The sequence below is a fragment of the Streptomyces sp. NPDC028314 genome, from assembly GCF_055565795.1.
In genome coordinates this window covers 277,008-300,275 of sequence record NZ_JBVHTP010000010.1, presented here as the reverse complement: position 1 = coordinate 300,275, position 23,268 = coordinate 277,008, and the positions used below count along the sequence as shown (strand labels likewise).

General features: G+C 72.1%; 19 protein-coding genes. 4 read left to right on the top strand and 15 right to left on the bottom strand.

From position 1 onward, the window contains the following. Window positions 1-11: 11 nt before the first annotated feature. The 14 genes from ACZ4TG_RS23820 to rsmH all read right to left on the bottom strand — a co-directional run bounded on the left by ACZ4TG_RS23820 (window position 12) and on the right by rsmH (window position 16,486). Window positions 12-629 (bottom strand): cell division protein SepF, encoded by a 618-nt coding sequence (locus tag ACZ4TG_RS23820; RefSeq protein ID WP_468166003.1) that lies wholly within the window; start codon window positions 627-629, stop codon window positions 12-14. Between the two features lie 149 nt (window positions 630-778). After that, window positions 779-1,498, bottom strand: a complete 720-nt coding sequence (locus ACZ4TG_RS23815) for a YggS family pyridoxal phosphate-dependent enzyme (protein ID WP_468166001.1) — start codon at window positions 1,496-1,498, stop codon at window positions 779-781. Beyond that, a complete protein-coding gene (gene pgeF, locus ACZ4TG_RS23810; RefSeq protein WP_468165999.1) occupies window positions 1,485-2,273 on the bottom strand; it encodes a peptidoglycan editing factor PgeF in 789 nt (262 codons plus the stop codon). The genes ACZ4TG_RS23815 and pgeF overlap by 14 nt, the downstream gene beginning before the upstream one ends. Then, the gene (gene ftsZ / locus ACZ4TG_RS23805; RefSeq protein ID WP_468165997.1) at window positions 2,270-3,475 is read right to left on the bottom strand and encodes a cell division protein FtsZ; all 1,206 of its coding nucleotides are present in this window, start codon (window positions 3,473-3,475) and stop codon (window positions 2,270-2,272) included. The genes pgeF and ftsZ overlap by 4 nt, the downstream gene beginning before the upstream one ends. A 279-nt stretch (window positions 3,476-3,754) precedes the next feature. Next, the gene (locus ACZ4TG_RS23800; protein ID WP_468165995.1) at window positions 3,755-4,597 is read right to left on the bottom strand and encodes a cell division protein FtsQ/DivIB; all 843 of its coding nucleotides are present in this window, start codon (window positions 4,595-4,597) and stop codon (window positions 3,755-3,757) included. Between the two features lie 31 nt (window positions 4,598-4,628). Continuing rightward, window positions 4,629-5,723 (bottom strand): undecaprenyldiphospho-muramoylpentapeptide beta-N-acetylglucosaminyltransferase, encoded by a 1,095-nt coding sequence (murG, locus tag ACZ4TG_RS23795; protein WP_468165992.1) that lies wholly within the window; start codon window positions 5,721-5,723, stop codon window positions 4,629-4,631. A gap of 6 nt (window positions 5,724-5,729) precedes the next feature. Continuing rightward, on the bottom strand, window positions 5,730-7,115 hold the full coding sequence (ftsW, locus tag ACZ4TG_RS23790; RefSeq protein ID WP_468165990.1) for a putative lipid II flippase FtsW: 1,386 nt from the start codon (window positions 7,113-7,115) through the stop codon (window positions 5,730-5,732). A 68-nt stretch (window positions 7,116-7,183) separates the two neighbouring features. Continuing rightward, the gene (gene murD, locus ACZ4TG_RS23785; RefSeq protein ID WP_468165988.1) at window positions 7,184-8,611 is read right to left on the bottom strand and encodes a UDP-N-acetylmuramoyl-L-alanine--D-glutamate ligase; all 1,428 of its coding nucleotides are present in this window, start codon (window positions 8,609-8,611) and stop codon (window positions 7,184-7,186) included. Further along, on the bottom strand, window positions 8,593-9,663 hold the full coding sequence (mraY, locus tag ACZ4TG_RS23780; protein ID WP_468165986.1) for a phospho-N-acetylmuramoyl-pentapeptide-transferase: 1,071 nt from the start codon (window positions 9,661-9,663) through the stop codon (window positions 8,593-8,595). Before mraY ends, murD begins: the two co-directional genes overlap by 19 nt. Next, window positions 9,660-11,084: a UDP-N-acetylmuramoyl-tripeptide--D-alanyl-D-alanine ligase gene (locus tag ACZ4TG_RS23775; RefSeq protein ID WP_468165984.1), complete on the bottom strand. Its 1,425-nt coding sequence runs from the start codon at window positions 11,082-11,084 to the stop codon at window positions 9,660-9,662. Before ACZ4TG_RS23775 ends, mraY begins: the two co-directional genes overlap by 4 nt. Beyond that, window positions 11,081-12,814 carry a UDP-N-acetylmuramoyl-L-alanyl-D-glutamate--2,6-diaminopimelate ligase gene (locus tag ACZ4TG_RS23770; RefSeq protein WP_468165981.1) on the bottom strand — a complete coding sequence of 578 codons (1,734 nt, stop codon included), beginning with the start codon at window positions 12,812-12,814 and terminating at the stop codon, window positions 11,081-11,083. Before ACZ4TG_RS23770 ends, ACZ4TG_RS23775 begins: the two co-directional genes overlap by 4 nt. Window positions 12,815-12,851: 37 nt before the next feature. Next, window positions 12,852-14,882, bottom strand: a complete 2,031-nt coding sequence (locus ACZ4TG_RS23765; RefSeq protein ID WP_468165979.1) for a peptidoglycan D,D-transpeptidase FtsI family protein — start codon at window positions 14,880-14,882, stop codon at window positions 12,852-12,854. A 141-nt stretch (window positions 14,883-15,023) separates the two neighbouring features. After that, on the bottom strand, window positions 15,024-15,485 hold the full coding sequence (gene ftsL, locus ACZ4TG_RS23760; protein WP_468166185.1) for a cell division protein FtsL: 462 nt from the start codon (window positions 15,483-15,485) through the stop codon (window positions 15,024-15,026). Window positions 15,486-15,556: 71 nt separating this feature from the next. After that, complete coding sequence (gene rsmH, locus ACZ4TG_RS23755) at window positions 15,557-16,486, bottom strand: 16S rRNA (cytosine(1402)-N(4))-methyltransferase RsmH (RefSeq protein ID WP_468166183.1); 930 nt, start codon at window positions 16,484-16,486, stop codon at window positions 15,557-15,559. 305 nt (window positions 16,487-16,791) lie between these two features. Here rsmH and ACZ4TG_RS23750 point away from each other — a divergent pair, with 305 nt between their 5' ends. From ACZ4TG_RS23750 to ACZ4TG_RS23735, 4 genes are all read left to right on the top strand, one after another. Beyond that, on the top strand, window positions 16,792-17,379 hold the full coding sequence (locus ACZ4TG_RS23750; protein WP_468165977.1) for a beta-class carbonic anhydrase: 588 nt from the start codon (window positions 16,792-16,794) through the stop codon (window positions 17,377-17,379). 151 nt (window positions 17,380-17,530) lie between these two features. Further along, a complete protein-coding gene (locus ACZ4TG_RS23745; RefSeq protein WP_468165975.1) occupies window positions 17,531-18,541 on the top strand; it encodes an AAA family ATPase in 1,011 nt (336 codons plus the stop codon). Beyond that, window positions 18,541-19,902 carry a DUF58 domain-containing protein gene (locus tag ACZ4TG_RS23740; RefSeq protein ID WP_468165973.1) on the top strand — a complete coding sequence of 454 codons (1,362 nt, stop codon included), beginning with the start codon at window positions 18,541-18,543 and terminating at the stop codon, window positions 19,900-19,902. Before ACZ4TG_RS23745 ends, ACZ4TG_RS23740 begins: the two co-directional genes overlap by 1 nt. Then, window positions 19,899-22,316 carry a transglutaminase TgpA family protein gene (locus ACZ4TG_RS23735; RefSeq protein WP_468165971.1) on the top strand — a complete coding sequence of 806 codons (2,418 nt, stop codon included), beginning with the start codon at window positions 19,899-19,901 and terminating at the stop codon, window positions 22,314-22,316. The genes ACZ4TG_RS23740 and ACZ4TG_RS23735 overlap by 4 nt, the downstream gene beginning before the upstream one ends. Before the next feature lie 310 nt (window positions 22,317-22,626). Here the strand turns inward: ACZ4TG_RS23735 and ACZ4TG_RS23730 are convergent, their stop codons facing one another. Further along, the gene (locus ACZ4TG_RS23730) at window positions 22,627-23,259 is read right to left on the bottom strand and encodes a TetR/AcrR family transcriptional regulator (RefSeq protein ID WP_468165969.1); all 633 of its coding nucleotides are present in this window, start codon (window positions 23,257-23,259) and stop codon (window positions 22,627-22,629) included. Between the last annotated feature and the right edge of the window lie 9 nt (window positions 23,260-23,268).

The window sequence follows — 23,268 nt, the reverse complement described above, 5'->3', positions numbered from 1 at the left end:
GACGGATCGGTCTAGCTTTGGTTGAAGAACCCGCCCTCCGCGATGCGGGCCTTGTCCTCCGCCGTGACATCGACGTTAGCAGGCGACAGCAGGAACACCTTCTGTGTCACGCGTTCAATGCTGCCGTGCAGGCCGAACACGAGGCCGGCGGCGAAGTCGACCAGACGCTTCGCGTCGGTGTCGTCCATCTCCGTGAGGTTCATGATCACCGGAGTGCCCTCACGGAAGTGTTCCCCGATGGTACGGGCCTCGTTGTAGGTCCGGGGGTGCAGCGTCGTGATGCGGTACGGCTCCCGCTCGGAGACGACCTTGGGCATGATCACGGGGGCGTTCTTCTCCATGTTGGTGCGGTCAGGTGTGATGGATGCCACGGGTGCGATTCGCGCCGGACGTCCGCTTTCCACCGGCATCGGGATGGGTTCCCGCTGTGCCGGAGGCTGTGCCACTCGTACCGGTTCGTCCGATACGGGCGTTTGGTGCGCGGGCTGCTGGCGGCGGTGTCCCTCGCGGGACCGCTCCGGCTCCGGCTCGGGCTCGAACTCGTCATCGGGGTCGTACCCCGGGTTGTCGTACCGGTCGTCCTCCACGAGGCCGAGGTAGACCGCCATCTTGCGCATCGCGCCGGCCATTCTCCGAGTCCTCCGCTCTGTGGTGGATCGCCCTGTCGCAGGTGTCGCTGTGTCACCAAAGTCACCAACTGCCCGCGATCCACGTGGTCTGTCCGCTCATCAGCGGAAATGACCATATTTTCTGCTGTGGTCCGACTTTCTTCGCGACGTTACCCGAGCCGGGGTCTCGCGCCGAGTACCGCAGTGCCGACGCGTACATGTGTCGCACCCGCCAGCACGGCCTGTTCCAGGTCTGCGCTCATTCCCGCCGAGACCATCGTGGCAGCAGGATGGTCGGCGCGCAGGCCGGATGACAATTCCATCAGCCGCTCGAAGGCCGCCTGTTCGCGGCCCGCGTACGGCCCGGCCAGCGGAGCCACCGTCATGAGACCGTCGATCCGCAGCCCCGGCGCGGCGGCCACGAGGTCCGCCAACTCCGGGAGCAGGTCGGGCGCCGCCCCTCCCCGGGCTCCCCGCTCCCCCGACTCGGCGTCGAGGGCGATCTGCACGAGGCACCCCAGCTCCCGTCCCGCGGCCGAGGCCGCCGCCGAGAGCGCGTTCACCAGCTTGGGCCGGTCGACCGACTGCACCACATGCGCGTATCCCGCCACGGAACGGACTTTGTTCGTCTGCAACTGGCCGACGAAGTGCCAGCTGAGCGGCAGATCCGCGCAGGCCGCGGCCTTGGGGGCGGCGTCCTGGTCGCGATTTTCCGCAACATGACGGACACCCAGGTCCGCCAGCAGTCGTACGTCGCTCGCCGGGTAGGTCTTGGTGACCACGATCAGGGTCACCTCCTCCCGCGCCCGCCCCGCCGCCGCGCAGGCGGACGAGATACGTTCCTCCACCCGCGCGAGGTTCTCGGCGAGCTCGGCCTTACGATCCGTCATTCTTCTTTTCCCCCGGGGGTCCGGGGGTCGTCCCCCGGGAAGGCTCTGTCAACCAGACATATCCGGCAAGCCGCCCGGTCACCCGGTCGCGGCGGTACGAGAAGTGGTCCCGCGACTCCAGTGTGCAGAACGCGGAGCGGTCGGTCCGCGCCACCCCCGCCCCGGCCAGTTGCGCGTGCACTCCGGCGACCACGTCGACGGCGGGTGTCCCCCAGCTGGTCTCGGCCCACGCGGCCGGCACCACCTCGGCGACCGCCGCCCGCATCTCGGCCGGCACTTCGTAGCACCGGCCGCAGACCGCGGGTCCCGTACGGGCGACCATGCGCCCGGGGTCGGCCCCGAGGGCGGTCATCGCCTCGACCGCGGCGGGCACCACCCCGGCGACCAGCCCCGGCCGTCCGGCGTGGGCGGCGCCCACGACCCCGGCGACCGGATCGGCCAGCAGGACGGGCACGCAGTCGGCGGTGAGCACCGCGAGGACGAGCCCCCGCCGCGCGGTCACCACCGCGTCCACCTTCGGAATCTCCTGATCGGAGTCCCAGGGGCCGTCCACCACCGCGACGTCCCGGCCGTGCACCTGGTTCATCCAGACGACCAGCTCGGGAGCCACGCCCAGGGACTTCGCCGCGATCGCCCGGTTCGCACGAACGGCGGCCGGGTCGTCTCCGACCGCGCCGCCGAGATTGAGCTCCTCGTACGGAACGGCGCTCACCCCGCCCCACCTGTCGGTGAAGGCGAAGTGCGCGCCGTTCTCGTTGTGCTGTCCCAGGGTCACTTCAAGAAGTCCGGGACATCCAGCTCCTCGGCCGGGCTGTCCTGGTACGGACGGGCCGTCGGGACCTGGGCCGGCGGCGGGAACTCGTTGACCGGCTCCGGCTCGACCGGAGCCGGCGGGTCCTCACGCGGGGTGACGGTGCCGAGTCCGCCGAAGGCCGGGCGGACCGGCTCGGCCGCGCGGACCGGCGCCGGGGCCGGCTCCTCGCGCTTGGTGGACGCGGCGCCGATGACGTTGTCCCGGCGGGCCGGGGGCTGTCCGCCGTCGAACCCGGCCGCGATGACGGTGACCCGTACCTCGTCGCCGAGCGCGTCGTCAATGACGGCGCCGAAGATGATGTTCGCCTCGGGGTGCGCCGCCTCGCTCACCAGCTGCGCGGCCTCGTTGATCTCGAAGAGACCGAGGTCCGAGCCGCCCGAGATGGAGAGCAGCACGCCGCGGGCTCCGTCGATGGACGCCTCCAGCAGCGGCGAGGAGATGGCCATCTCGGCGGCGGCCACCGCGCGGTCGTCGCCGCGGGCCGAGCCGATGCCCATCAGGGCCGAGCCGGCCTCGGACATCACGGACTTGACGTCCGCGAAGTCGAGGTTGATCAGGCCGGGGGTGGTGATGAGGTCGGTGATGCCCTGGACGCCGGAGAGCAGGACCTGGTCGGCCGACTTGAAGGCGTCGAGCACGCTGACCTGGCGGTCCGAGATGGACAGCAGTCGGTCGTTGGGGATGACGATGAGGGTGTCGACCTCTTCGCGGAGCTCGGCGATGCCGTCCTCCGCCTGGTTCGCGCGGCGCCGGCCCTCGAAGGTGAACGGCCGGGTGACCACACCGATCGTCAGGGCACCCAGCGAGCGTGCGATGTTGGCGACGACGGGTGCGCCGCCGGTGCCGGTGCCGCCGCCTTCGCCGGCGGTGACGAAGACCATGTCGGCCCCCTTGAGGACCTCTTCGATCTCCTCGCGGTGGTCCTCTGCCGCCTTCCGGCCGACGGCCGGGTTGGCGCCGGCGCCGAGGCCCCGGGTGAGTTCACGGCCGACGTCGAGCTTGACGTCGGCGTCGCTCATCAACAGCGCCTGGGCGTCCGTGTTGATGGCGATGAACTCGACGCCCTTGAGACCGACCTCGATCATTCGGTTGATGGCATTGACACCACCGCCGCCGACACCGATGACCTTGATGACTGCGAGGTAGTTCTGCGGTGCTGCCACGTCGAAGGCCTCTCGCCTCGAGTTACGTGTCGCCGCCTCGCGGGCCTGCGTTGCGACGACTGATGCCGAAATTGGGACGGTCCGTACACGCCGACCCGAACCCTAACCCTGAAGTTTAGGGTTAAGGGTGTGTCTGTTCCTTGGACTCTTCCGAACAGGACACTAAGTCGACAAGTAGCGCGTGTTCAACGAACACGCCGAACCTCCCGTTTTTCTTTTCACCCTATGTGATCACCCGTATCGGTGGCCAACCAGGGTGCTTCGCTGTTCGACCCGACGTCAACTCCCGGACACGGCCGGGGCGGTGGGCACGCTCACGTCGAAGTGGTCGGCCTTGGGCGCGGCTTTCAGCAGGGCGGTCAGCGCCCGCCCCTTCGCCTCACCCAGTTCGCCGCTCCCCCAGACCACCGTCCGGCCCTTGGTGAGCGCCAGTACGACTGCGTCGTACGACTCCACCTTGACCTGCACGGTCTGCTCGGCGATCGCCTCGGGGAGGCTTCCCGCGATGCCCACGGCCTCGCGCAGCAGCCGTTCCTCGTCGAAACGACGGGCGCTGGGTGAGCGTTCCGCTGCCAGTTCGAGGACCGGAACGCCCGCCGGTGCTTTCGCAACCGTGTCGAATCGCACACCCGAAGCGTCCACTTCGACGAAGTCCGTGCCCTTTTTGACGAGCAGGACGGGCTTGCGTTCCTTCACCTTCAGGCTGATTCCGTGCGGCCAGGCCCGCACCGCTTCGACCGAATCGATGCGGGGCAGCCGGGTGCGCAGCCTTCCCTCGATCTCGTCGGTGTCGACGCCCACCAGGGGGGCGCCGACCGGGACGGCCGCGGCGGCGAGCACCTGCTCGGGAGTGAGCACTTCGGTGCCGCCGGCCGTGACCTTCTCGACGCGGAGCCAGGAGGATCCGTAGAGCACCCAGGTGCCGCCCGCGGCGAGGACCACCGCGGCGGCGAGGGAGGCCGCCGCGATGATCCGGCGCCTTCTGACGCCGGGGTCCCGCGGGCCGGTCCCCTTCGGCGACTTCGGGCGCCAGGGGGGCTTGGGAGAGCCGGAGCCCCTGCCCTTGCGGGCGGGGCGGTCGGAACCCGGGGTCCCGCGCTGTGCGGTCGTCGCTCCGGCCACTCCTGTGCCTCCTGGGTCGGTCCTTCCCGCCTCAGCGGGCTCTGCGTGCTGCGATCGCCTCGTAGACCAGGCCGACGAGCAGGTCGTCGGCGTCCCGGCGGCCGAACTCGGCGGCGGCGCGGGACATCTCGTAGAGGCGGTGCGGGTCGGCGAGCACCGGGAGGACCTGGCTGAGCACCCACTCGGGAGTGAGCTCCGCGTCGTCGACGAGCAGGCCGCCGCCGGCCTTGACCACCGGCTGGGCGTTGAGCCGCTGTTCGCCGTTGCCGATCGGCAGCGGTACGTAGGCGGCCGGCAGCCCGACGGCGGAGAGTTCGGCGACGGTCATCGCACCCGCGCGGCACAGCATCATGTCGGCGGCGGCGTACGCGAGATCCATCCGGTCCACGTACGGTACCGGCACATACGGCGGCATCCCGGGCATGTTGTCGACACGCGGCAGTTCGTTCTTCGGCCCGACGGCGTGCAGGATCTGGATCCCGGAGCGCTGGAGGGTCGGCGCGACCTGCTGGATGACCTCGTTGAGGCGGCGGGCGCCCTGCGAGCCGCCGGAGACCAGCAGCGTCGGCAGGTTGGGGTCCAGGCCGAAGGCGGCGCGCGCCTCCGGGCGGACGGCGGCCCGGTCCAGGGTCGAGATCGAGCGCCGCAGCGGGATGCCCACGTAGCGGGCGCCGCGCAGCTTGCTGTCCGGCGTGGACACCGCGACGGCGTGCGCGTACCGGGAGCCGATCTTGTTGGCCAGTCCCGGCCGGGCGTTGGCCTCGTGGACGATGATCGGCACCCCGAGCCGCTTGGCCGCGAGGTAGCCGGGCAGGGCCACGTAGCCGCCGAAGCCGACGACGCAGTCGGCCTTGGTCCGCAGGAGGATCTCCTCGGCGGCCTTGATGGTGCCGCGCAGCCGTCCTGGGACGGTGATCAGCTCGGGCGTGGGCTTGCGGGGCAGCGGTACGGCGGGGATCAGTCCCAGCTCGTAACCGCGCTCCGGCACCAGGCGGGTTTCGAGTCCGCGTTCCGTGCCGAGGGCGGTGATGCCCACGGAAGGGTCCTGCCTGCGCAGGGCGTCCGCGAGGGCGAGCGCCGGCTCGATGTGGCCGGCGGTCCCCCCACCGGCGAGTACGACATGCACCGAAATTCACCGCTCTCCGGACGGACGCTTCTTGACGCGCCGTCTCATCGACTTCCATCTCAGCCCGGTCCGCTTCCAGCCGGTCTTCGGCTGCCGCATCGCGAGCGCCGCGCGCGCCGCCGGCTCCTCACGCGCGAAGGCGATGAGCAGTCCGACCGCGAACATGGTCGGCAGCAGGGCCGACCCCCCGTACGAGAACAGCGGGAGCGGGACCCCGGCGATCGGCAGCAGACCGAGCACCGCACCGATGTTGATCACGGCCTGGGCCGTGATCCATGTGGTCACGCCTCCCGCGGCATACCGTACGAAGGAGTCCTCCGTGCGTCCGGCCACGCGGATACCCGCATAGCCTAGAGCCGCGAACAGGGCGAGCACCGACAGCGTCCCCGCCAGACCCAGTTCCTCACCGGTGATGGCAAAGATGAAGTCGGTGTGGGCTTCTGGCAGTTGCCCCCATTTTTCCACACTGGCACCCAGGCCGGAACCGAACCATCCGCCGGATGCGAGAGCATAGATTCCGTGGACGGCCTGCCAGCAAAGGTCGTTCTTGCCCGGTTCTGTCGCGCCGAGGCAGGCGAGCCGGTCCATCCGGTGCGGGCTCGTCTTGATCAGCAGTGCGACGATCACACCCGCGAAGGCCAGCACCCCCACGAACATCCGCGTCGGCGCACCCGCCAGCCAGAGCAGGCCGAACAGGATCGCCCCGAGGATCATCGCGGTACCCATGTCGCCGCCGAGCATGATGAGCCCGAGCAGCAGGAACGCCACCGGAACCAGCGGCACCAGAAGGTGCTTCCACTGGCTCAGCAGTTCCTTGTCGCCCTTGCGGGCCAGCAGGTCGGCGCCCCACAGGATCAGTGCCAGCTTGCCGAACTCACTGGGCTGGAGCATGAACGGACCACCAAGGGAAATCCAATTCTGGTTTCCGTTGATCGCCACTCCTATCCCCGGGACCTGCACCAGGACCATCAGGAAGAGGGTTCCGGCCAGCACGGGGTAGGACAGCGCCCGGTGGAGCTTGACGGGCATCCTGGAGGCGGCCAGCAGCAGCGCGGCGCCGATGAGGGCGGCCAGGAACTGCTTCTTGAAGAAGTAGGCGTCGCCCAGGCCGAGCTGGAGCGCCTTGATCATGGAGGCCGAGTAGACCATCACGAGGCCGAGCACGGTGATCAGCAGGGAGCTGCCGAAGATCAGGTAATACGCCGTGAGCGGCCGGTCCCAGGCTTTGCGCAACTGCTGCTGCGTACGCCGGATCCCGGCGAGCGGACCTCGCCCGCCGGGCGGTTTCGATCCGGTCGCCGGGCTGCGGCGCTGTGTCCTGACGGCCCTGACGGCTCTGACGGCCTTCGCGGCGGACGGCCGCCGCCCCGGCAGCACTTGCTTGGCCGGCATCTGTGATCTTCCCCTCCACTCGTACGAGGCGAGCAGCCGGTCGGGGAGGACACCTGCCCTGGATCGGCCTAGGCGCTCTCGGCGGCCAGTTCGCGCACCGCGTCGGCGAATGCGTCCCCACGCTTGTTGTAGTTCGCGAACATGTCCATCGAGGCACAGGCAGGTGCCAGCAGGACCGTGTCGCCGCGCTCGGCGAGCCGGGCCGCTTCCCGGACCGCCGCGAGCATCGCCCCAGTGTCGGTCCGGTCGAGGTCCACGACCGGGACCTGGGGCGCGTGTCGCGCCAGCGCCTCGGCGATCAGGGCGCGGTCGGCGCCCATCAGCACGACGGCGCGCATCCGCTTGGCCGACTTCTGCACGAGCTCGTCGAAGGTCGCGCCCTTGGCGAGGCCGCCGGCGATCCACACGACCGGCTCGAAGGCCGCCAGGGAGGCCTCCGCCGCGTGCGTGTTGGTGGCCTTGGAGTCGTCGATGTACGTGACCCCGTCGACCTCGGCCACGTGCGCGACGCGGTGGGCGTCCGGCCGGAAGTCGCGCAGCCCGTCGCGGACGGCGCGGGGGGTGACGCCGAAGGCGCGGGCCAGGGCCGCCGCGGCGAGCGCGTTGGCGATGTTGTGCGGGGCGGGCGGGTTGACGTCCTCGACCTGTGCCAGCTCCTGGGCGTTCTTCTGCCGGTTCTCGACGAAGGCCCGGTCGACGAGGATCCCGTCGACCACGCCGAGCATGGAGGGGCCGGGGGCGCCGAGGGTGAACCCGATGGCCCGGCAGCCCTCCTCGACGTCCGCGTCCTCGACCAGGCGCTCGGTGGCCGGGTCGGCGACGTTGTAGACGCAGGCGACGGTGTTGCCCTCGTAGATCCGGCCCTTGTCGGCGGCGTACGCCTCCATGGTGCCGTGCCAGTCGAGGTGGTCGGGGGCCAGGTTCAGGACGGCCGCCGAGTGGGGACGTACGGAAGGCGCCCAGTGCAGCTGGTAGCTGGAGAGCTCGACGGCGAGCACGTCGTACTGCTCGTCGCCGGTCACCACGTCGATGATCGGGGTGCCGATGTTGCCCACGGCCACGGTCCTGAGCCCGGCGGCCTTCAGGATCGACGCCAGCATCTGCGTGGTGGTGGTCTTGCCGTTCGTGCCGGTGACGGCGAGCCACGGCGCCGCGTCGGGACCCCGCAGCTGCCAGGCGATCTCCACGTCCCCGACGACGTCGACCCCGGCTTCGGCGGCGGCCGCGAAGAGCGGGCTCTGCGGCATCCAGCCCGGCGAGGTGACGACCAGGTCCGTGCCCTCGGGGAGGGTTTCGGCGTCGGAGAGGCGTACGGCGATCCCCGCGGCCTCCAGCTCCGCCGCCCGGGCCCGGTGGCCCTCGGTGTCGCCGCCGTCCACGACGGTCACCGATGCGCCGAGGCCGGCCAGGGCGCGGGCGGCACTGATGCCGCTCACGCCGAGACCGGCGACGGTGATGTTCATTCCCTGCCAGGGGGTCACTTTTCGGCTGCCCATCCCGCGTAGAAGAGACCGAGGCCCACGATCACGCACATGCCCTGGATGATCCAGAAGCGGACCACCACAAGGACCTCGGACCACCCCTTGAGTTCGAAGTGGTGCTGGAGCGGCGCCATCCGGAAGACGCGCTTGCCGGTCATCTTGAAGGAACCGACCTGGATGACGACCGACATCGTGATGAGGACGAAGAGGCCGCCGAGGAGGGCGATCAGGAACTCCGTGCGGGAGCAGATCGCGAGGCCGGCGAGCGCGCCGCCGAGGGCGAGCGAACCGGTGTCACCCATGAAGATCTTGGCCGGCGAGGTGTTCCACCACAGGAAGCCGAAGCAGGCACCCATCAGGGCGGAGGCGACGACCGCGAGGTCCAGCGGGTCGCGCACCTCGAAGCAGGCGCCCGGGTTGGTCAGGGTCTGCGCGTTGGCGCAGGACTCCTGGTACTGCCAGACGCCGATGAAGGTGTAGGCGCCGAAGACCATCACGGCGGCGCCGGTGGCCAGGCCGTCCAGACCGTCGGTCAGGTTCACGCCGTTGGACATCGCCAGGATCATGAACAGCGCCCAGACCACGAACAACACGGGGCCGATCGACCAGCCGAAGTCCGTGACGAACGACAGCTTGGTGGAGGCCGGGGTCAGCCCCTTCGAGTCCTTGAACTGGAGCGCGAGCACCGCGAACGCGATGCCGACGATCAGCTGGCCGGACATCTTCGCCTTGGCGCGCAGACCGAGCGAGCGCCGCTTGACGATCTTGATGTAGTCGTCCAGGTATCCGACCAGACCCATGCCCGCCATCAGGAAGAGCACGAGCAGACCCGAGAGGCTCGGCTCCTCGCCGGTGATGACCTTGGTGAGGGCGTACGCGATGAGCGTGGCCAGGATGAAGGAGATGCCGCCCATGGTGGGCGTGCCCTTCTTCCCGGCGTGGCCGCGGGGGCCGTCGTCCCGGATGAACTGGCCGTAGCCCTTGCGGGCCAGCAGCTTGATCAGCAGCGGGGTGCCGATGAGCGTGAGGAACAGGCCGATGACGCCGGCGAACAGAATCTGCCTCATCGGTCGGCGACCTCGCCCTCGCGCTCCAGCAACGCAAGCGCGACCCGCTCCAGGCCGATCGACCTGGAAGCCTTCACCAGCACGACGTCACCCGGGCGCAGTTCACTGCGCAACAGGTCGACCGCCGCCTGCGCGTCGGACACGAGCACCGACTCCTCACCCCACGAACCCTCGTTATATGCGCCCAGTTGCAGCCAGGACGCTTCCCTGCCCCCGACTGCGACGAGCTTGCTCACGTTGAGCCGGACGGCGAGCCGTCCCACCGCATCGTGCTCGGCCAGCGATGCGTCACCGAGCTCGGCCATGGGGCCGAGCACCGCCCACGTACGTCCCCCGCCGGCCCTCGCGGGGCCGCCCATCGCGACAAGCGCGCGCAGAGCGGCCCGCATGGACTCGGGGTTCGCGTTGTAGGCGTCGTTGACGATCGTCACGCCGTCCGCTCGCTCGGTGACCTCCATCCGCCACCGGGACAACGTGCCCGCTCCGGAGAGCGCGGTGGCGATCTCCGATGCGGACATGCCCAGTACATGGGCGACGGCGGCCGCGGCGAGCGCGTTCGACACGTGGTGCTCACCGTACAGCCGCAAGGTCACATCACTGCACCCGGTGGGTGTGTGGAGTGTGAAGGCGGGCCGCCCGTCGGGTGTCATACGCACTTCGGTGGCCCGTACCTCGGCGTCCTCGGCCTCGCCGAAGAAGACCGTACGGGCCTTCGTGCGGGCGGACATGGCGCGCACCAGCGGGTCGTCCGCGTTCAGGACGGCGACGCCGCCCTCGGCCTCGGCCGGCAGGGCCTCGACCAGCTCGCCCTTGGCCTGGGCGATCTGCTCCCGGCCGCCGAACTCCCCGATGTGGGCGGTGCCGACGTTGAGCACGAGGCCGATGCGCGGCGGCGTCAGGCCGGTGAGGTACGCGATGTGGCCGATCCCGCGGGCGCCCATCTCCAGTACCAGGTGCCGGGTTTCCGCGGTGGCCTTCAGGGCGGTGAGCGGCAGGCCGATCTCGTTGTTGAGGGAGCCCGGTGTCCACACGGTGGGTGCGTGCTGCTGGAGCACCTGGGCGATCAGGTCCTTGGTGGAGGTCTTGCCGGCCGAGCCGGTCAGGGCCACCACGTCGGTGCCGAGGCGTTCCACGACGGCCCGGGCGAGGGCGCCGAGCGCCTTCTCCACGTCGGGGACGACGATCGCGGGTACGCCGACGGGCCGGGCGGCGAGGACGGCTGCCGCGCCGGCCAGGACCGCGCGCTGCGCGTAGTCGTGGCCGTCGACGTGCTCGCCCTCGAAGGCGGCGAACAGGCTGCCGGCCTCCACCTGGCGGGAGTCGATGACGACGGGCCCGCTGATCCGCACCGACGGATCCGGTATGTCGTGGGGCCGCCCGCCGGTGATGTCGGCGATCTCGGCGAGGGAAAGGGCGATCACTGGTCCACCTCGGCCTGCGTGGGTTCGATGTGCGTGGCCGCGGTGTGCGCCGCCCGGGCCTCGATGGCCGCGCGGAGCACCTCGCGGTCGTCGAAGGGGCGTACGACACCCGCGGTGTCCTGGCCCTGCTCGTGCCCCTTGCCCGCCACCAGCACCGTGTCGCCGGGCCGGGCGCGCGCGACGGCGGCGGCGATGGCGGCCGCCCGGTCGGCGTCGACGAGGACGGTGCCCCGCTCGGCGGGCGGTACGGACACGGCCCCTTCGAACATGGCGGCGAGGATCGCGAGGGGGTCCTCGGAGCGCGGGTTGTCGGAGGTCAGCACGGCGACGTCGGCGTACCGGGCGGCCGCGGCTCCCATCGGGGCCCGCTTGGTGGTGTCGCGGTCACCGCCACAGCCCAGGACGATGTGCAGCTTGCCCTCGGTGACCTCGCGCAGGGCCCGCAGCACCGATTCGACGGCGTCGGTCTTGTGCGCGTAGTCGACGACGGCGAGAAACGGCTGTCCCGCGTCCACCCGCTCCAGCCGGCCGGGGACTCCGGGGACCGCGGCGACGCCGTCGGCGGCGGTCTGCGGGTCGATGCCGGCGGCGGCGAGGGTGACGATCGCGGCGACGGTGTTGGCGACGTTGAACGGGCCGGGCAGCGGGGCGGTGGCCCGTACGCGCTGTCCGTCCGGGCCGACCAGGGTCAGCGTGGAGTCGGCGGCGCCCAGCACCACGTCCTCGGCGCGCCAGTCGGCGGCCGGGTCGCCTGTGGCGGAGAAGGTGACGACCGGGATCGTCGCCTCCTTGGCCAGGCGGCGGCCGTACTCGTCGTCGGTGTTGACCACGCCGAGGCGGGCGCGGCGCTCGGTGAAGAGCTGCGCCTTGGCCTGGAAGTAGTCCTCCATGTCGGAGTGGAACTCCATGTGTTCCGGACTCAGGTTGTTGAAGACGGCCACGTCGAAGACGCAGCCGTCGACCCGGCCCAGCACCAGGGCGTGGCTGGAGACCTCCATGGCCACGGCCTCGACCCCGCGTTCGCGCATGACGGCGAAGAGGGCCTGGAGGTCGGTGGCCTCGGGGGTGGTGCGCTCGGACTTGATGCGTTCGTCGCCGATGCGCATCTCGACGGTGCCGACCAGTCCGGTGCGGCGGCCCGCGCCGCGCAGGCCGCCTTCGACGAGGTACGCCGTGGTGGTCTTGCCGGAGGTGCCGGTGATGCCGAGCTGGAGCAGGCCTTCGCCGGGCCGGCCGTAGATCGTGGCGGCGAGCTCGCCCATCCGGCCGCGCGGGTCCGGGGCGGCGAGCACCGGCAGACCGGTCGCGGCGGCGCGGTCGGCGCCCGCGGGGTCGGTCAGCACGGCCGCGGCGCCGAGGGCGGCCGCCTGGGCGGCGAAGTCCGCGCCGTGCAGCTTGGCGCCGGGCAGGGCCGCGTACAGATCGCCGGGGCGCACGGCACGGGAGTCGTGCGTGATGCCGGTGATCTGCGTGCTTTCCGCGTCGGGGGCGGCGCCTGATGCTCGGACACCCAGCAGGGTGGCCAGCTCGCCCAGAGGGGTCGGGCGGGCGGCCACGGGCCGGGGCGCTCCCGGCGGCACTGCCGGGGCGTCTTTCTGGGTGGTTCTGGGCTGATCAGCGTGGGACACGGCGGTGAGCGTACCGGGCGCGGCGGGCCCGTTGCGAAGCGAGGTACCGGCAGCGGGGCCGGTGGCCGACTGGTTCCCGGGTTTCGGGGTGATCGTTGTCACTGATGGTGCCTCACGCATTTCTGGCTGGGCGGCGGGTTCACTGGCCGGGCTGCGCGCCGGGCTGGGTGCTCGGCTGCGGTGCGGGCGGTGCGGGCTGCGGGCCCGAGTCGAAGGTGACCGGCAGCCCGGCGGGGGCGGTGCCGGTGGGGGCGACCTGAAGGGTCTTGAGGGCGAACTCCATGACCTTCTTGTAGATGGGGCCGCAGATCTGGCCACCGAAGTAGCTGCCCTTGGTGGGGTTCTGGATCGCGCAGTAGACGGTGATGCGGGGGTTGTCGGCGGGGGCGAAGCCGGCGAAGGAGGCGGTGTAGCCCTTGTAGCGGCCGGTGGCCGGATCCACCCGGTTGGAGGTGCCGGTCTTGCCGCCGACCCGGTAGCCGGGGATGCGCGCCTTGGTGCCGGTGCCCTCCTGGTCGTCGACCACGGATTCGAGCATCGCCGCGAGGGTCTTGGCGGTCTCGGCGCTGACGACGCGGGTCTGGCCGGGCGCGGGGGCCGGGGTGAAGCGGCCGTCGGGGCCCTTGCTGCCGCGGACCAGGGTCGGCTCGATCCGGATCCCGCCGTTGGCGATGGTCGAGTACACGGAGGCCGCCTGCATGGCGTTGAGGGACAGGCCCTGGCCGAAGGGGATCGTGTACTGCTGGGAGGTGGACCAGGCCTCGGGCTTGGCGAGGATGCCCTGGGACTCGCCGGGGTAGTTCAGGCCGGTGGGCCGGCCGATGCCGAACCTGTCCAGGTACGAGTACAGGACCTTGTTGGCCTCGGGCTGGGTGGCGCCCAGCTGTCCGGTGGCCAGGATGGTGCCGATGTTGGAGGACTTGGCGAGGACCCCGTTGAGGGTCAGGTACCAGGTCGGGTGGTCGATGTCGTCCTTGAAGAGCCGGTCGCCGCGGTGCAGGCGGTTGGGGACCTCGACGTGCGTCTCGGGGGTGGCCTTCTTCTCCTCCAGGACGGCGGCCATCGACATCACCTTCGCGGTGGAGCCGGGCTCGTACACGTCCTGGAGTGCGGCGTTGCCCATGGCGGCGGACCTGGCCTTGGAGAGGTCGTTGGGGTCGAAGCCGGGGGCGTTGGCCATGGCCAGCACCTCGCCGGTGCGGGTGTCCTGGACGATGACGTAGCCGCGGTCGGCGCCGGACTTCTCCACCTGCTCGGTGATGGCGCTCTGCGCGGCCCACTGGATGTCGCGGTCGATGGTCAGCTCGATGTTCTCGCCGGGTACGGCGGGCTTCTCGCTGGATCCGGCGGTGGGGACGCGCCGGCCGCCGGACTGGGCGTAGGTGAGCTGGCCGTCCTTGCCGGCCAGCTTCTTGTCCAGGGAGGACTCCAGGCCGCCGCCGCCCTTGCCCTCGGCGTTGACGTAACCCAGTATCCCGGCGGCGAGGTCGCCGTTCGGGTACACCCGCTTGCTGCTGTCCTCCTTGAACACGCCCGCGATGACGTTGGCGCCGGGGCCGTTGTTCTTCTTGTCGGCGGCCGCCTTGTCCGCGAAGACCTTCTTGAGGTCCTTGATCTGGTTCCAGACCTGGGGGGTCTGCCGGCGGGCGAGGATGACGTAGCGGGTGTTCTTGGTCCTGAGGCGTTCGGTGATCTCCTTGGCGTCCTTGCCGAGGATGGGGGCGAGGAGCGCCGCGGCCTGCTCGGGGGCGTCGGGGGCCTTGCTCTCCTGCGGGGTGAACATCTTGGGGTCGGCCGTGATGTCGTACGCGTCCACGCTCGTCGCCAGGGCCACGCCCCTGCGGTCGGTGATCTCCCCGCGTTCGGCGGCCAGGGTGTAGCTGGCGAAGCGGTTCTCGGAGGCCTTGGCGGAGTAGGCGGAGGCGTCGACGGCCTGCACCTGGAGCAGCCGTACGACGAACGCCAGCATCACGAGGGTGAGCCCGACGCTGACCAGCCGCAGCCGGGGCCGGGGGCTGCCCAGCCGGATGGTGTGGGGCTTGCGGGCCGGGGCGGGCCGACGGGTGAGGGGCCGGGACGCCGGCCGGGCGGTGGCCCTGGCCCGGTCGCCGCCCGCGGGCCTCGACCGTCCGGGCCCCGGCACCCGCCGCCGGGGCTCCTGCGGGCTCACGCGCCCACCTCCGGCACGGCTGCCGCCGGGGGCACCTCCCGGAGGTGGCCGGGGGAACTCGACGCGCGGGTGCGGGCGGGGCCCGGGGAGCGGGGAGCGGGCGGGGTGGGGAGGAGCCCCGCGGGGGTCCGCGTCACGACGTCACCTTCCAGGGGTCTGGCTGGGCTGGGGGGTTCCGCTCGCGGCCGGCGGGTTCGGTGCGGCCGGGCCGCTCGCCGCGGCGGAGGGGGCACCGGCCGGGGCTCCGGAGGGCGCGCCGGACGCCGGGGGCTGGGCCGCCGGGGGCTGCGCTGCCGGCGGAGCGGCCGGCGGGGGCGGGGCCTCCGCCTCCGCCGCCGTGCCCGCGACCTTCCCGTCCGGGCCGATGAAGACGGGGCTGCCGCCCGGCACCAGGCCCAGCTCGTGGGCCCGCCGCTGGAGGGCGTCCGGCGCCGAGTAGCCGTCCACGTCCCGCTGCAGGGCCTGTTCCTCGTCCGTGAGGACGGTGGTCTCCTTCTTCAGCTTGGTCAGCTGGAAGGAGCCCTGGTTCAGCGCGGAGTTCAGCAGCAGCAGGCTGATCAGGCCGCCGCCCAGCAGGGCGACGACCAGCAGCACGAACGGCATCCGGGCCGCCTGTCCGGCCCCGCCCGCTGCGCCGGCGCCGATGCCGGTCCGCAGCCGTCCCCCGCGCTTGGTCACAGCCGCGCCTCGCGGATCCGTTCGACCCCGCGGAACCGGGCGGGGGCGGCCCGCCGGTTCTCGGCGATCTCCTCCTCCGTCGGGAGCTCCGCGCCGCGCGTCAGCAGCTTGAGCTTCGGCTGGTACTTCTCCGGCACCACCGGCAGTCCGGGCGGCGCCGTCGAGGCCGCGCCCGCCGCGAAGACCTGCTTCACGAGGCGGTCCTCCAGCGAGTGGTACGAGAGCACCGCGATCCGCCCGCCGACCGCGATCCGGTCCACGGCGGCCGGGATGGCCCGCTCCAGGCCGGACAGCTCGCCGTTGACCTCGATGCGCAGTGCCTGGAAGGTCCGCTTGGCCGGATTGCCGCCGGTGCGCTTCGCCGCCTGGGGCAGCGAGTCGCGGATGAGTTCGACCAGCCGGGCGCTGTTGGTGAAGGGTTCCTTGTCCCGCTCGCGCACGATCGCCGACACGATCCGTTTGGCCTGCTTCTCCTCGCCGTACTGGCGCAGGATGCGGACCAGCTCGCCCGGGGCGTAGGTGTTGAGGACCTCGGCCGCGCTGATGCCGGTCGTCTGGTCCATGCGCATGTCCAGCGGGGCGTCCTGGGCGTACGCGAACCCGCGGTCGGCCTCGTCCAGCTGCATCGAGGAGACGCCCAGGTCGAAGAGGATGCCCTGGACGGCCGGGATGCGCAGGCCGTCCAGTACCTCGGCCAGGTCGGCGTAGATCGCGTGGACGAGGGTGGCCCGGTCGCCGAAGGGCGCGAGCCGCTCCCCGGAGAGCCGCAGGGCCTCCTTGTCGCGGTCGAGGCCGATGAGGTGCACCTCGGGGAACCGGGTCAGCAGGGCCTCGCTGTGGCCGCCGAGGCCGAGGGTGCAGTCGACGACGACGGCCCCCGGCCTCTCCAGCGCCGGGGCCAACAGGTCCAGGCACCGCTGGAGCATCACCGGGACATGTCGGGACTCGCTAGTCAAAGCGCCCTCTCAGATAACGGCGCGGCAGGCGTACGCCGCGCCGCGCACGCGGAGTTTTACCAGGGGGCCGGGCGGCCGGTGAGGGCCGGGCTCCGGCCGGTTCGCGTCACTTTAGTGCAACGGTCGCCGCGGTCAACGAACCGCCCCGCGCGCCGTGCGCCCCGCTCGCACGGAACCCGCAAATGCCGCGAATCACCCGAACAGCCGCCTCCGCCCCACCCTTGTGGGTTAGCTCACAACAAGGCCGGTTGACGTTCTTTGTCCATCCTCACTCCATGCCTCTCCAAGCCGTGACCATTAACGTCGTACCCATGACGACTTCCGCATCCCTGCCCGTAGAACCCGCAGCCCAGGCATCCAGCGGCGGTTCCGTCACGGACCGGCTGGTCGAGGCGAACCGTCGCTACGCCGCGGCGTTCACCGATCCCGGCATGGACGCCCGCCCGGTCCTCCACGTCGCCGTGGTGGCCTGTATGGACGCCCGCCTCGACCTGCACGCCGCCCTCGGCCTGGAGCTCGGCGACTGCCACACCATCCGCAACGCGGGCGGTGTGGTCACCGACGACACCATCCGCTCGCTCACCATCAGCCAGCGGGCGCTGGGCACCCGTGCGGTGATACTCATCCACCACACCGGCTGCGGCCTGGAGAGCCTGACCGAGGACTTCCGGCACGAGCTGGAGGACGAGGTCGGCCAGCGCCCCGCCTGGGCCGTCGAGGCCTTCCGGGACGTGGACCAGGACGTCCGCCAGTCCATGCAGCGGGTCCGGACGAACCCGTTCCTGCCTTTCCGCGACGATGTGCGAGGCTTCGTCTTCGACGTGCACACCGGGCTCCTGCGGGAGATCGATCCCGCCTGTTGAGTGACACAAGGCCGTAACGCCGTCAAGAATGCGGGGTGACGCCACCCGGAAACCTCCGGGCGGCGTCCACACTCTTGCAATTCAGAGGTGTCGGGGTGGGCCGGTTCATACGCCAAGGGCGTCGGCCCGGAGAAAGGCCGAGGAGAACCAGGTGACCACGTATGACGACCGAGCGAGCCTCGCGGATCTGACCAGCACTGCGGAGCGGGTCCGCCGCTCGGTCGAGAGCGTGATCGAGGGCAAGCCCGAGGTCGTGCGCCTCGCGCTGACGGTGCTGCTCGCCGAGGGGCACCTGCTCATCGAGGACGTCCCGGGCGTGGGCAAGACGATGCTGGCCAAGACCCTCGCCAAGTCGATCGACTGCTCGGTGCAGCGCATCCAGTTCACGCCGGACCTGCTGCCCTCCGACATCACCGGCGTCAGCATCTACGACCAGCAGCGCCGCGAGTTCGAGTTCAAGCCGGGCGCGATCTTCGCCCAGATCGTCATCGGCGACGAGATCAACCGCGCCTCGCCCAAGACCCAGTCAGCGCTGCTGGAGTCGATGGAGGAGCGCCAGGTCACCATCGACGGCACGACCTACACGCTGCCCAGCCCCTTCATGGTGGTCGCCACCCAGAACCCGGTGGAGATGGAGGGCACCTATCCCCTCCCCGAGGCCCAGCGCGACCGCTTCATGGCCCGCGTCTCGGTCGGCTACCCCAGCGCCGAGGCCGAGCTCCAGATGCTCGACGTGCACGGCGGGCTCTCCCCGCTGGACGACCTGCAGGCCGTCGCGCACGCGCACGACATCGTCAAGCTCATAGAGGCCGTCCGGGAGGTGTACGTCGCGGAGCCCGTACGCCGCTACGTGGTCGACCTGGTCTCCGCCACCCGCAGCCACCCGGACCTGCGCCTGGGCGCCTCGCCCCGCGCCACCCTGCACCTGCTGCGCGCCGTGAAGGCCTCCGCCGCGCTCTCGGGCCGGGAGTACGTCCTGCCCGACGACGTCCAGGCCCTGGCCGCGCCCGTCCTCGCGCACCGGCTGCTGCCGACCGCGCAGGCCCAGCTGAACCGGCGGACCGCCGAGCAGGTCGTGAACGAGATCCTGCAGCGCACCCCCGTCCCCGCCGCGCACGCCCGCGGCGAGATGCCGCCCGGCGCGGGCATCCGGGGCTTCTGATGAGCGCCGGTGCCCCGCGCGGCGCCGGTGGCCCGAGCCAGGACGGCGGCGGTCTGCGCGCCTCGCTGTCCGGGCTGACCACCCGCGGCCGCTCCTTCCTCGCGGCCGGGGCCGCCGCCGCCGTGTGCGCCTACGTACTCGGCCAGAGCGAACTGCTCCGGGTCGGGCTGCTGCTCGCCGCGCTGCCGCTGATCTGCGTCCTCGCCCTGCACCGCACCCGCTACCGGGTCTCCGGCAGCCGCCGGCTGACCCCGGGCCGGGTGCCCGCCGGCGGTGAGGCCCGGGTGCAGCTGCGCATGGACAACACCTCCCGGGTGCCGACCGGGCTGCTGATGCTCCAGGACCGCGTCCCGTACGTGCTGGGCCCCCGGCCCCGCTTCGTGCTGGACCGGGTCGAGCCCGGCGGGCGCCGCGAGGTGTCCTACCGGGTCCGCTCCGACCTGCGCGGCCGCTACCCGCTGGGCCCGCTCCAGCTGCGGCTGACGGACCCCTTCGGGATGGTCGAGCTGACCCGTTCCTTCAGCACGTACGACACCCTCACGGTCATCCCGCGCACCGAGGCCCTGCCCCCGGTCCGGCTGACCGGCGAGGCCAACGGCCACGGCGACGGAAGCCGCCGCTCCCTGGCCCTGGCCGGGGACGACGACGTGATCCCGCGCGGCTACCGGCGCGGCGACGACCTGCGCCGGGTGCACTGGCGCTCCACCGCCCGCTACGGCGAGCTGATGGTGCGCCGCGAGGAGCAGCCCCAGCGCACCAAGGCGACCGTGCTGCTGGACACCCGGCAGGACGCGTACGAGGGCGCGGGACCCGATTCCGCCTTCGAGTGGGCCGTGTCGGGGGCCGCGTCCACGCTGGTGCACCTCCTGGAGCAGGGCTTCTCGGTGCGGCTGCTGACCGACACCGGGACCTCGGTGCCCGGCGAGGGCGGCGGCTTCTCCTCCGGCGGGCACGATTCCGCCGAGGCGGCCGGACTGATGATGGACACCCTCGCGGTCGTCGGCCACTCCGACGGCACCGGCCTCGCGAAGGCCTACGACGCGGTCCGGGGGGCCGGTGGGGGCGGGGGCTTCGGCGGAGCCGGCTCCGACGGGCTCCTCATCGCCTTCTTCGGCGACCTGGACGAGGTACAGACGGAAATGGCGGCCCGGATGCGGCAGCGCAGCGGAGGTGCGGTGGCGTTCGTACTGGATTCCGCGGCCTGGAACGGAGCGCCCTCACGGGCCGAGGAGCGGCTGCGCCGGCTGCGCGACGCGGGCTGGACGGCCCTGGCCGCCCCGCCCGGGGTCCCCTTCGGCGAACTGTGGCGGCAGGCCGGGACGGCTCCGCTCGCCGCGGGTGCCGCCGGAGGCTGGTCATGAGCGGGCGCGCGAGACTGACGCTCTTCTCGATGCTGGCGACCCTGCTCACGTCGTGGTCGCTGGCGCCGCTGGTGGAGTCCTCCGGCTGGCTGGTGCAGGCGGCGGTGCTGCTCGCCGTGCAGAGCGCCGCGGGGGCCGGGGCGCGGCGGATTCCGCTGGCGCGGTCGCTGACGGTGGCCGCACAGCTGCTGGTGTCGCTGGTGCTGCTGGTCTTCCTCTTCGCGGGGAAGGCGGAGTCCCCCGCCGGCGGGCTGACCGGCTTCCTGGTCACGGACTTCGGATCGCTGTTCGGGCAGGGCGTACGGGACGTCGGCGAGTTCGCCATACCCGCCCCGCTGACGGACGGCATCCGCCTGCTGCTGCTGTCCGGGGTGCTGCTAATCGGCCTCCTGGTCGACACCCTGGCCGTCACGATGCGGACGGCCGCCGCGGCCGGGCTGCCGCTGCTGGCGCTGTTCTCGGTGGCCGCCGGGCTCTCGGCCGGCCAGGGCGGCGCCTGGTTCGCCTTCCTGCTGGCGGGCTGCGGCTACCTGATGCTGCTGCTCACCGAGGGCCGCGACCGGCTCGCGCAGTGGGGCCGGGTCTTCGGCGCCGCCCCGAACGGGCCCGTCTCGGCGGCCTCGGGGTACGGCGGCGGCAAGGGCGGCGCCCAGGCCGTGGCACCCGTACGCACCGGCCGGCGGATCGGCGTGGTCGCGCTGGGGCTGGCGCTGGCCGTTCCGGCGGTGCTGCCCTCGCTCGGCGGCGGGATGCTCGGAGCGGGCGACGACGGCGGCGCCGGGAGCGGCTCGGGCGGCGGGACGATCTCGGCGGTGAACCCGCTGGTCTCGCTCCAGGGCAGCCTGAACGCGCAGGACAACCGGGTGGTGCTGCGGTACCGGACCGACAGCCCCCAGCAGTCGGAGCAGTACCTGCGGATCCTGGCGCTCGACGATTTCAACGGGGTCAAGTGGGAGGCCTCCGGGCGCCCCCTGACCGATGTACCGGAGCGGATGCCGACCCCGCAGGGGCTCGGCGACCAGGTCCGGCGGACCGCGGCCGAGGTGCGCACCACCGTCTCGGCGGCCCAGACGTACGCGCAGCGCTACCTGCCGATGCCGTACCCGGCGACCCAGGTGGACATCGGCGGAAAGTGGCGCTTCGAGCCGGCCGGCCGGACCCTGGTCGGGGACCAGCTGGCCAAGGACAAGTTCCAGAACGTCCAGGGCGCCCAGTACACGGTGCGGAGCCTGCTGCTCCAGCCGACGGCCTCGCAGCTGCAGACCGCCCCGGGGCCGGACCCCTGGGTCCAGGCCGAGTACACGAAGCTGCCGGACAACCTGCCGCCGGTCGTCGCCGAGACGGCCCGGCGGGTCACGCAGGGCGCCAAGGACGACTACACGCGCGCCGTGAAGCTCCAGGACTTCTTCGCGGTGAGCGGCGGATTCCGCTACGACACCACCGTGAACTCGGGTACGGGTTCGCAGGCCATCGCCCGGTTCCTGAACGACAAGGAGGGCTTCTGCATCCACTTCTCCTTCTCGATGGCGGCGATGGCCCGCTCCCTGGGGATCCCGGCGCGGGTGGCGGTCGGTTTCACCCCCGGCACCAGGCAGGCCGACGGCAGCGTGAACGTGTCCATGCGGGACGCGCACGCCTGGCCGGAGCTGTACTTCGAGGGCGTGGGCTGGACCCGCTTCGAGCCGACGCCCCGGTCGGGCATCTCGGTGCCGGACTACAGCCGGGCCGCGACCCCGACGGCCCAGCCGTCCGCACCCGCCCCGCTGCCCTCGCAGGCGGCGACGCAGCCTTCCGCGGCGCCCTCCCAGGCGCAGGACTGCCCGCCGGAGCTGAGGAGGCTCGGCGAGTGCGGGGGTCCGGCGCTGTCGCAGGGCACGGGCGCGGGCGGCGGCGGAGCCACGCTGCTGTCGGTACTGGGCTGGTCGGCCGCGGGCGTCGCCGTGCTGGCTCTGCCGCTGCTGCCGCTGCTGTGGCGCAGGCGGGTCCGGGCGCGGCGGCTGGCGGCGGGTGACGTGCTGCTCGCCTGGCGCGAGCTGGGCGACGCGGCCTGGGACGTGAACATCCCGCCGGACGAGGCCCTGTCGCCGAGGCGGGCCGCGGGGCGCGTGGTCGTCCTGAGCCGGCTGGAGGGTGCGGCGGCGGAGGCCGTCCACCGGGTCGCGGGCGCGGTCGAGCGGGCGCTGTACGCCCCGCCGGACGCGGACTCCTCGTACGAGGGCCTGGCCGCCGATGTGCTGCTGGCCCGCTCCGCGCTCCTGGCGGCCTCCTCGCGGGGCACCCGAGTACGGGCGCTGCTGCTGCCGCGCTCCGTGGCCCGGCTGGGCTGGGCGGCGTCGGCGCGCTGGTCGTCGGCTGCCGGGCGCGTCACGGCACTGTCCGGCCGGATCCGCGTACCGCTGCGCGGACGGGGCTGAGAGCAGGCCCGCGGTCCGGCGGCGGGCCGCACGTGAAAACGCCGGTGCGGCGAGGCTCGTTCCCCCCGAGCCTCGCCGCACCGGCGTTCCTGCACCACCGGGCCCCCCAACTGCTCCCGGCGAGGGACGAGGGCCCGGCCCGCTCCGCGGCCCCGTGTCCGCGGTGCGGGCCGAGCGCCCCTGTCCGTCACCCCCATTCTGCTGTCTTCGCAGGTGGGAGCCCATCCGTATTCGTACTCAACCGGAGGCCTAGGTACGGATACTCAGTTCTACGCCGCGACCGGCCCCCGGCGGCACCGCCGACCGGGGGTCACCGGCTCCCGCTGACCCGGCCCCGCAGCAGCAGCGACAGCGCCGAGTGCACGTCGTCCAGCGACCGCTCGCTCTGGAAGGACTGCCAGTCCAGCGCGGCCACCAGCACCATCCCCACCATCGCCGCCGCCGTCAGCGGCACGTCGATCTCGGAGCTGAGCTCGCCCCGCTCCACGCCCTCGCGCAGCACGGTCTCCACCACCGCCACCGCCTCCCGGCGGACCACCATCAGCGTGGACTGCCACGTCCGGTTGGTCCGCCACAGCTCGGCGACGTACAGCTGGGTGAAGGCCGGGTACCGGTCGATGAAGACCAGACCCGCGCGGATCATCTCGTCGAGCGCTTCGACCCGCGTGCCGCCGCGCGCCTCGGTCTGCTCGGCCGCCGTCCGCAGCGAGGCGGTCAGCAGCCCCACCCCGTGCCGCAGCAGTTCCTCGAAGAGGTCGTTCTTGCTCGCGAAGTTGTAGTAGACCGTGCCCTTGGCCACGCCCGCCCGCTCGGCGATCTCGTCGACCGTGGTCGCGGAGAAGCCCTGCTCCGCGATGAGGGTGACGGCCGCTTCGTAGAGCTTCTGCCGGGTGGCCTGCCGTCGGCCGCTGCCGGTACCGGTACCGGGGCTGCTGCTTTCCATGGCGCTGAT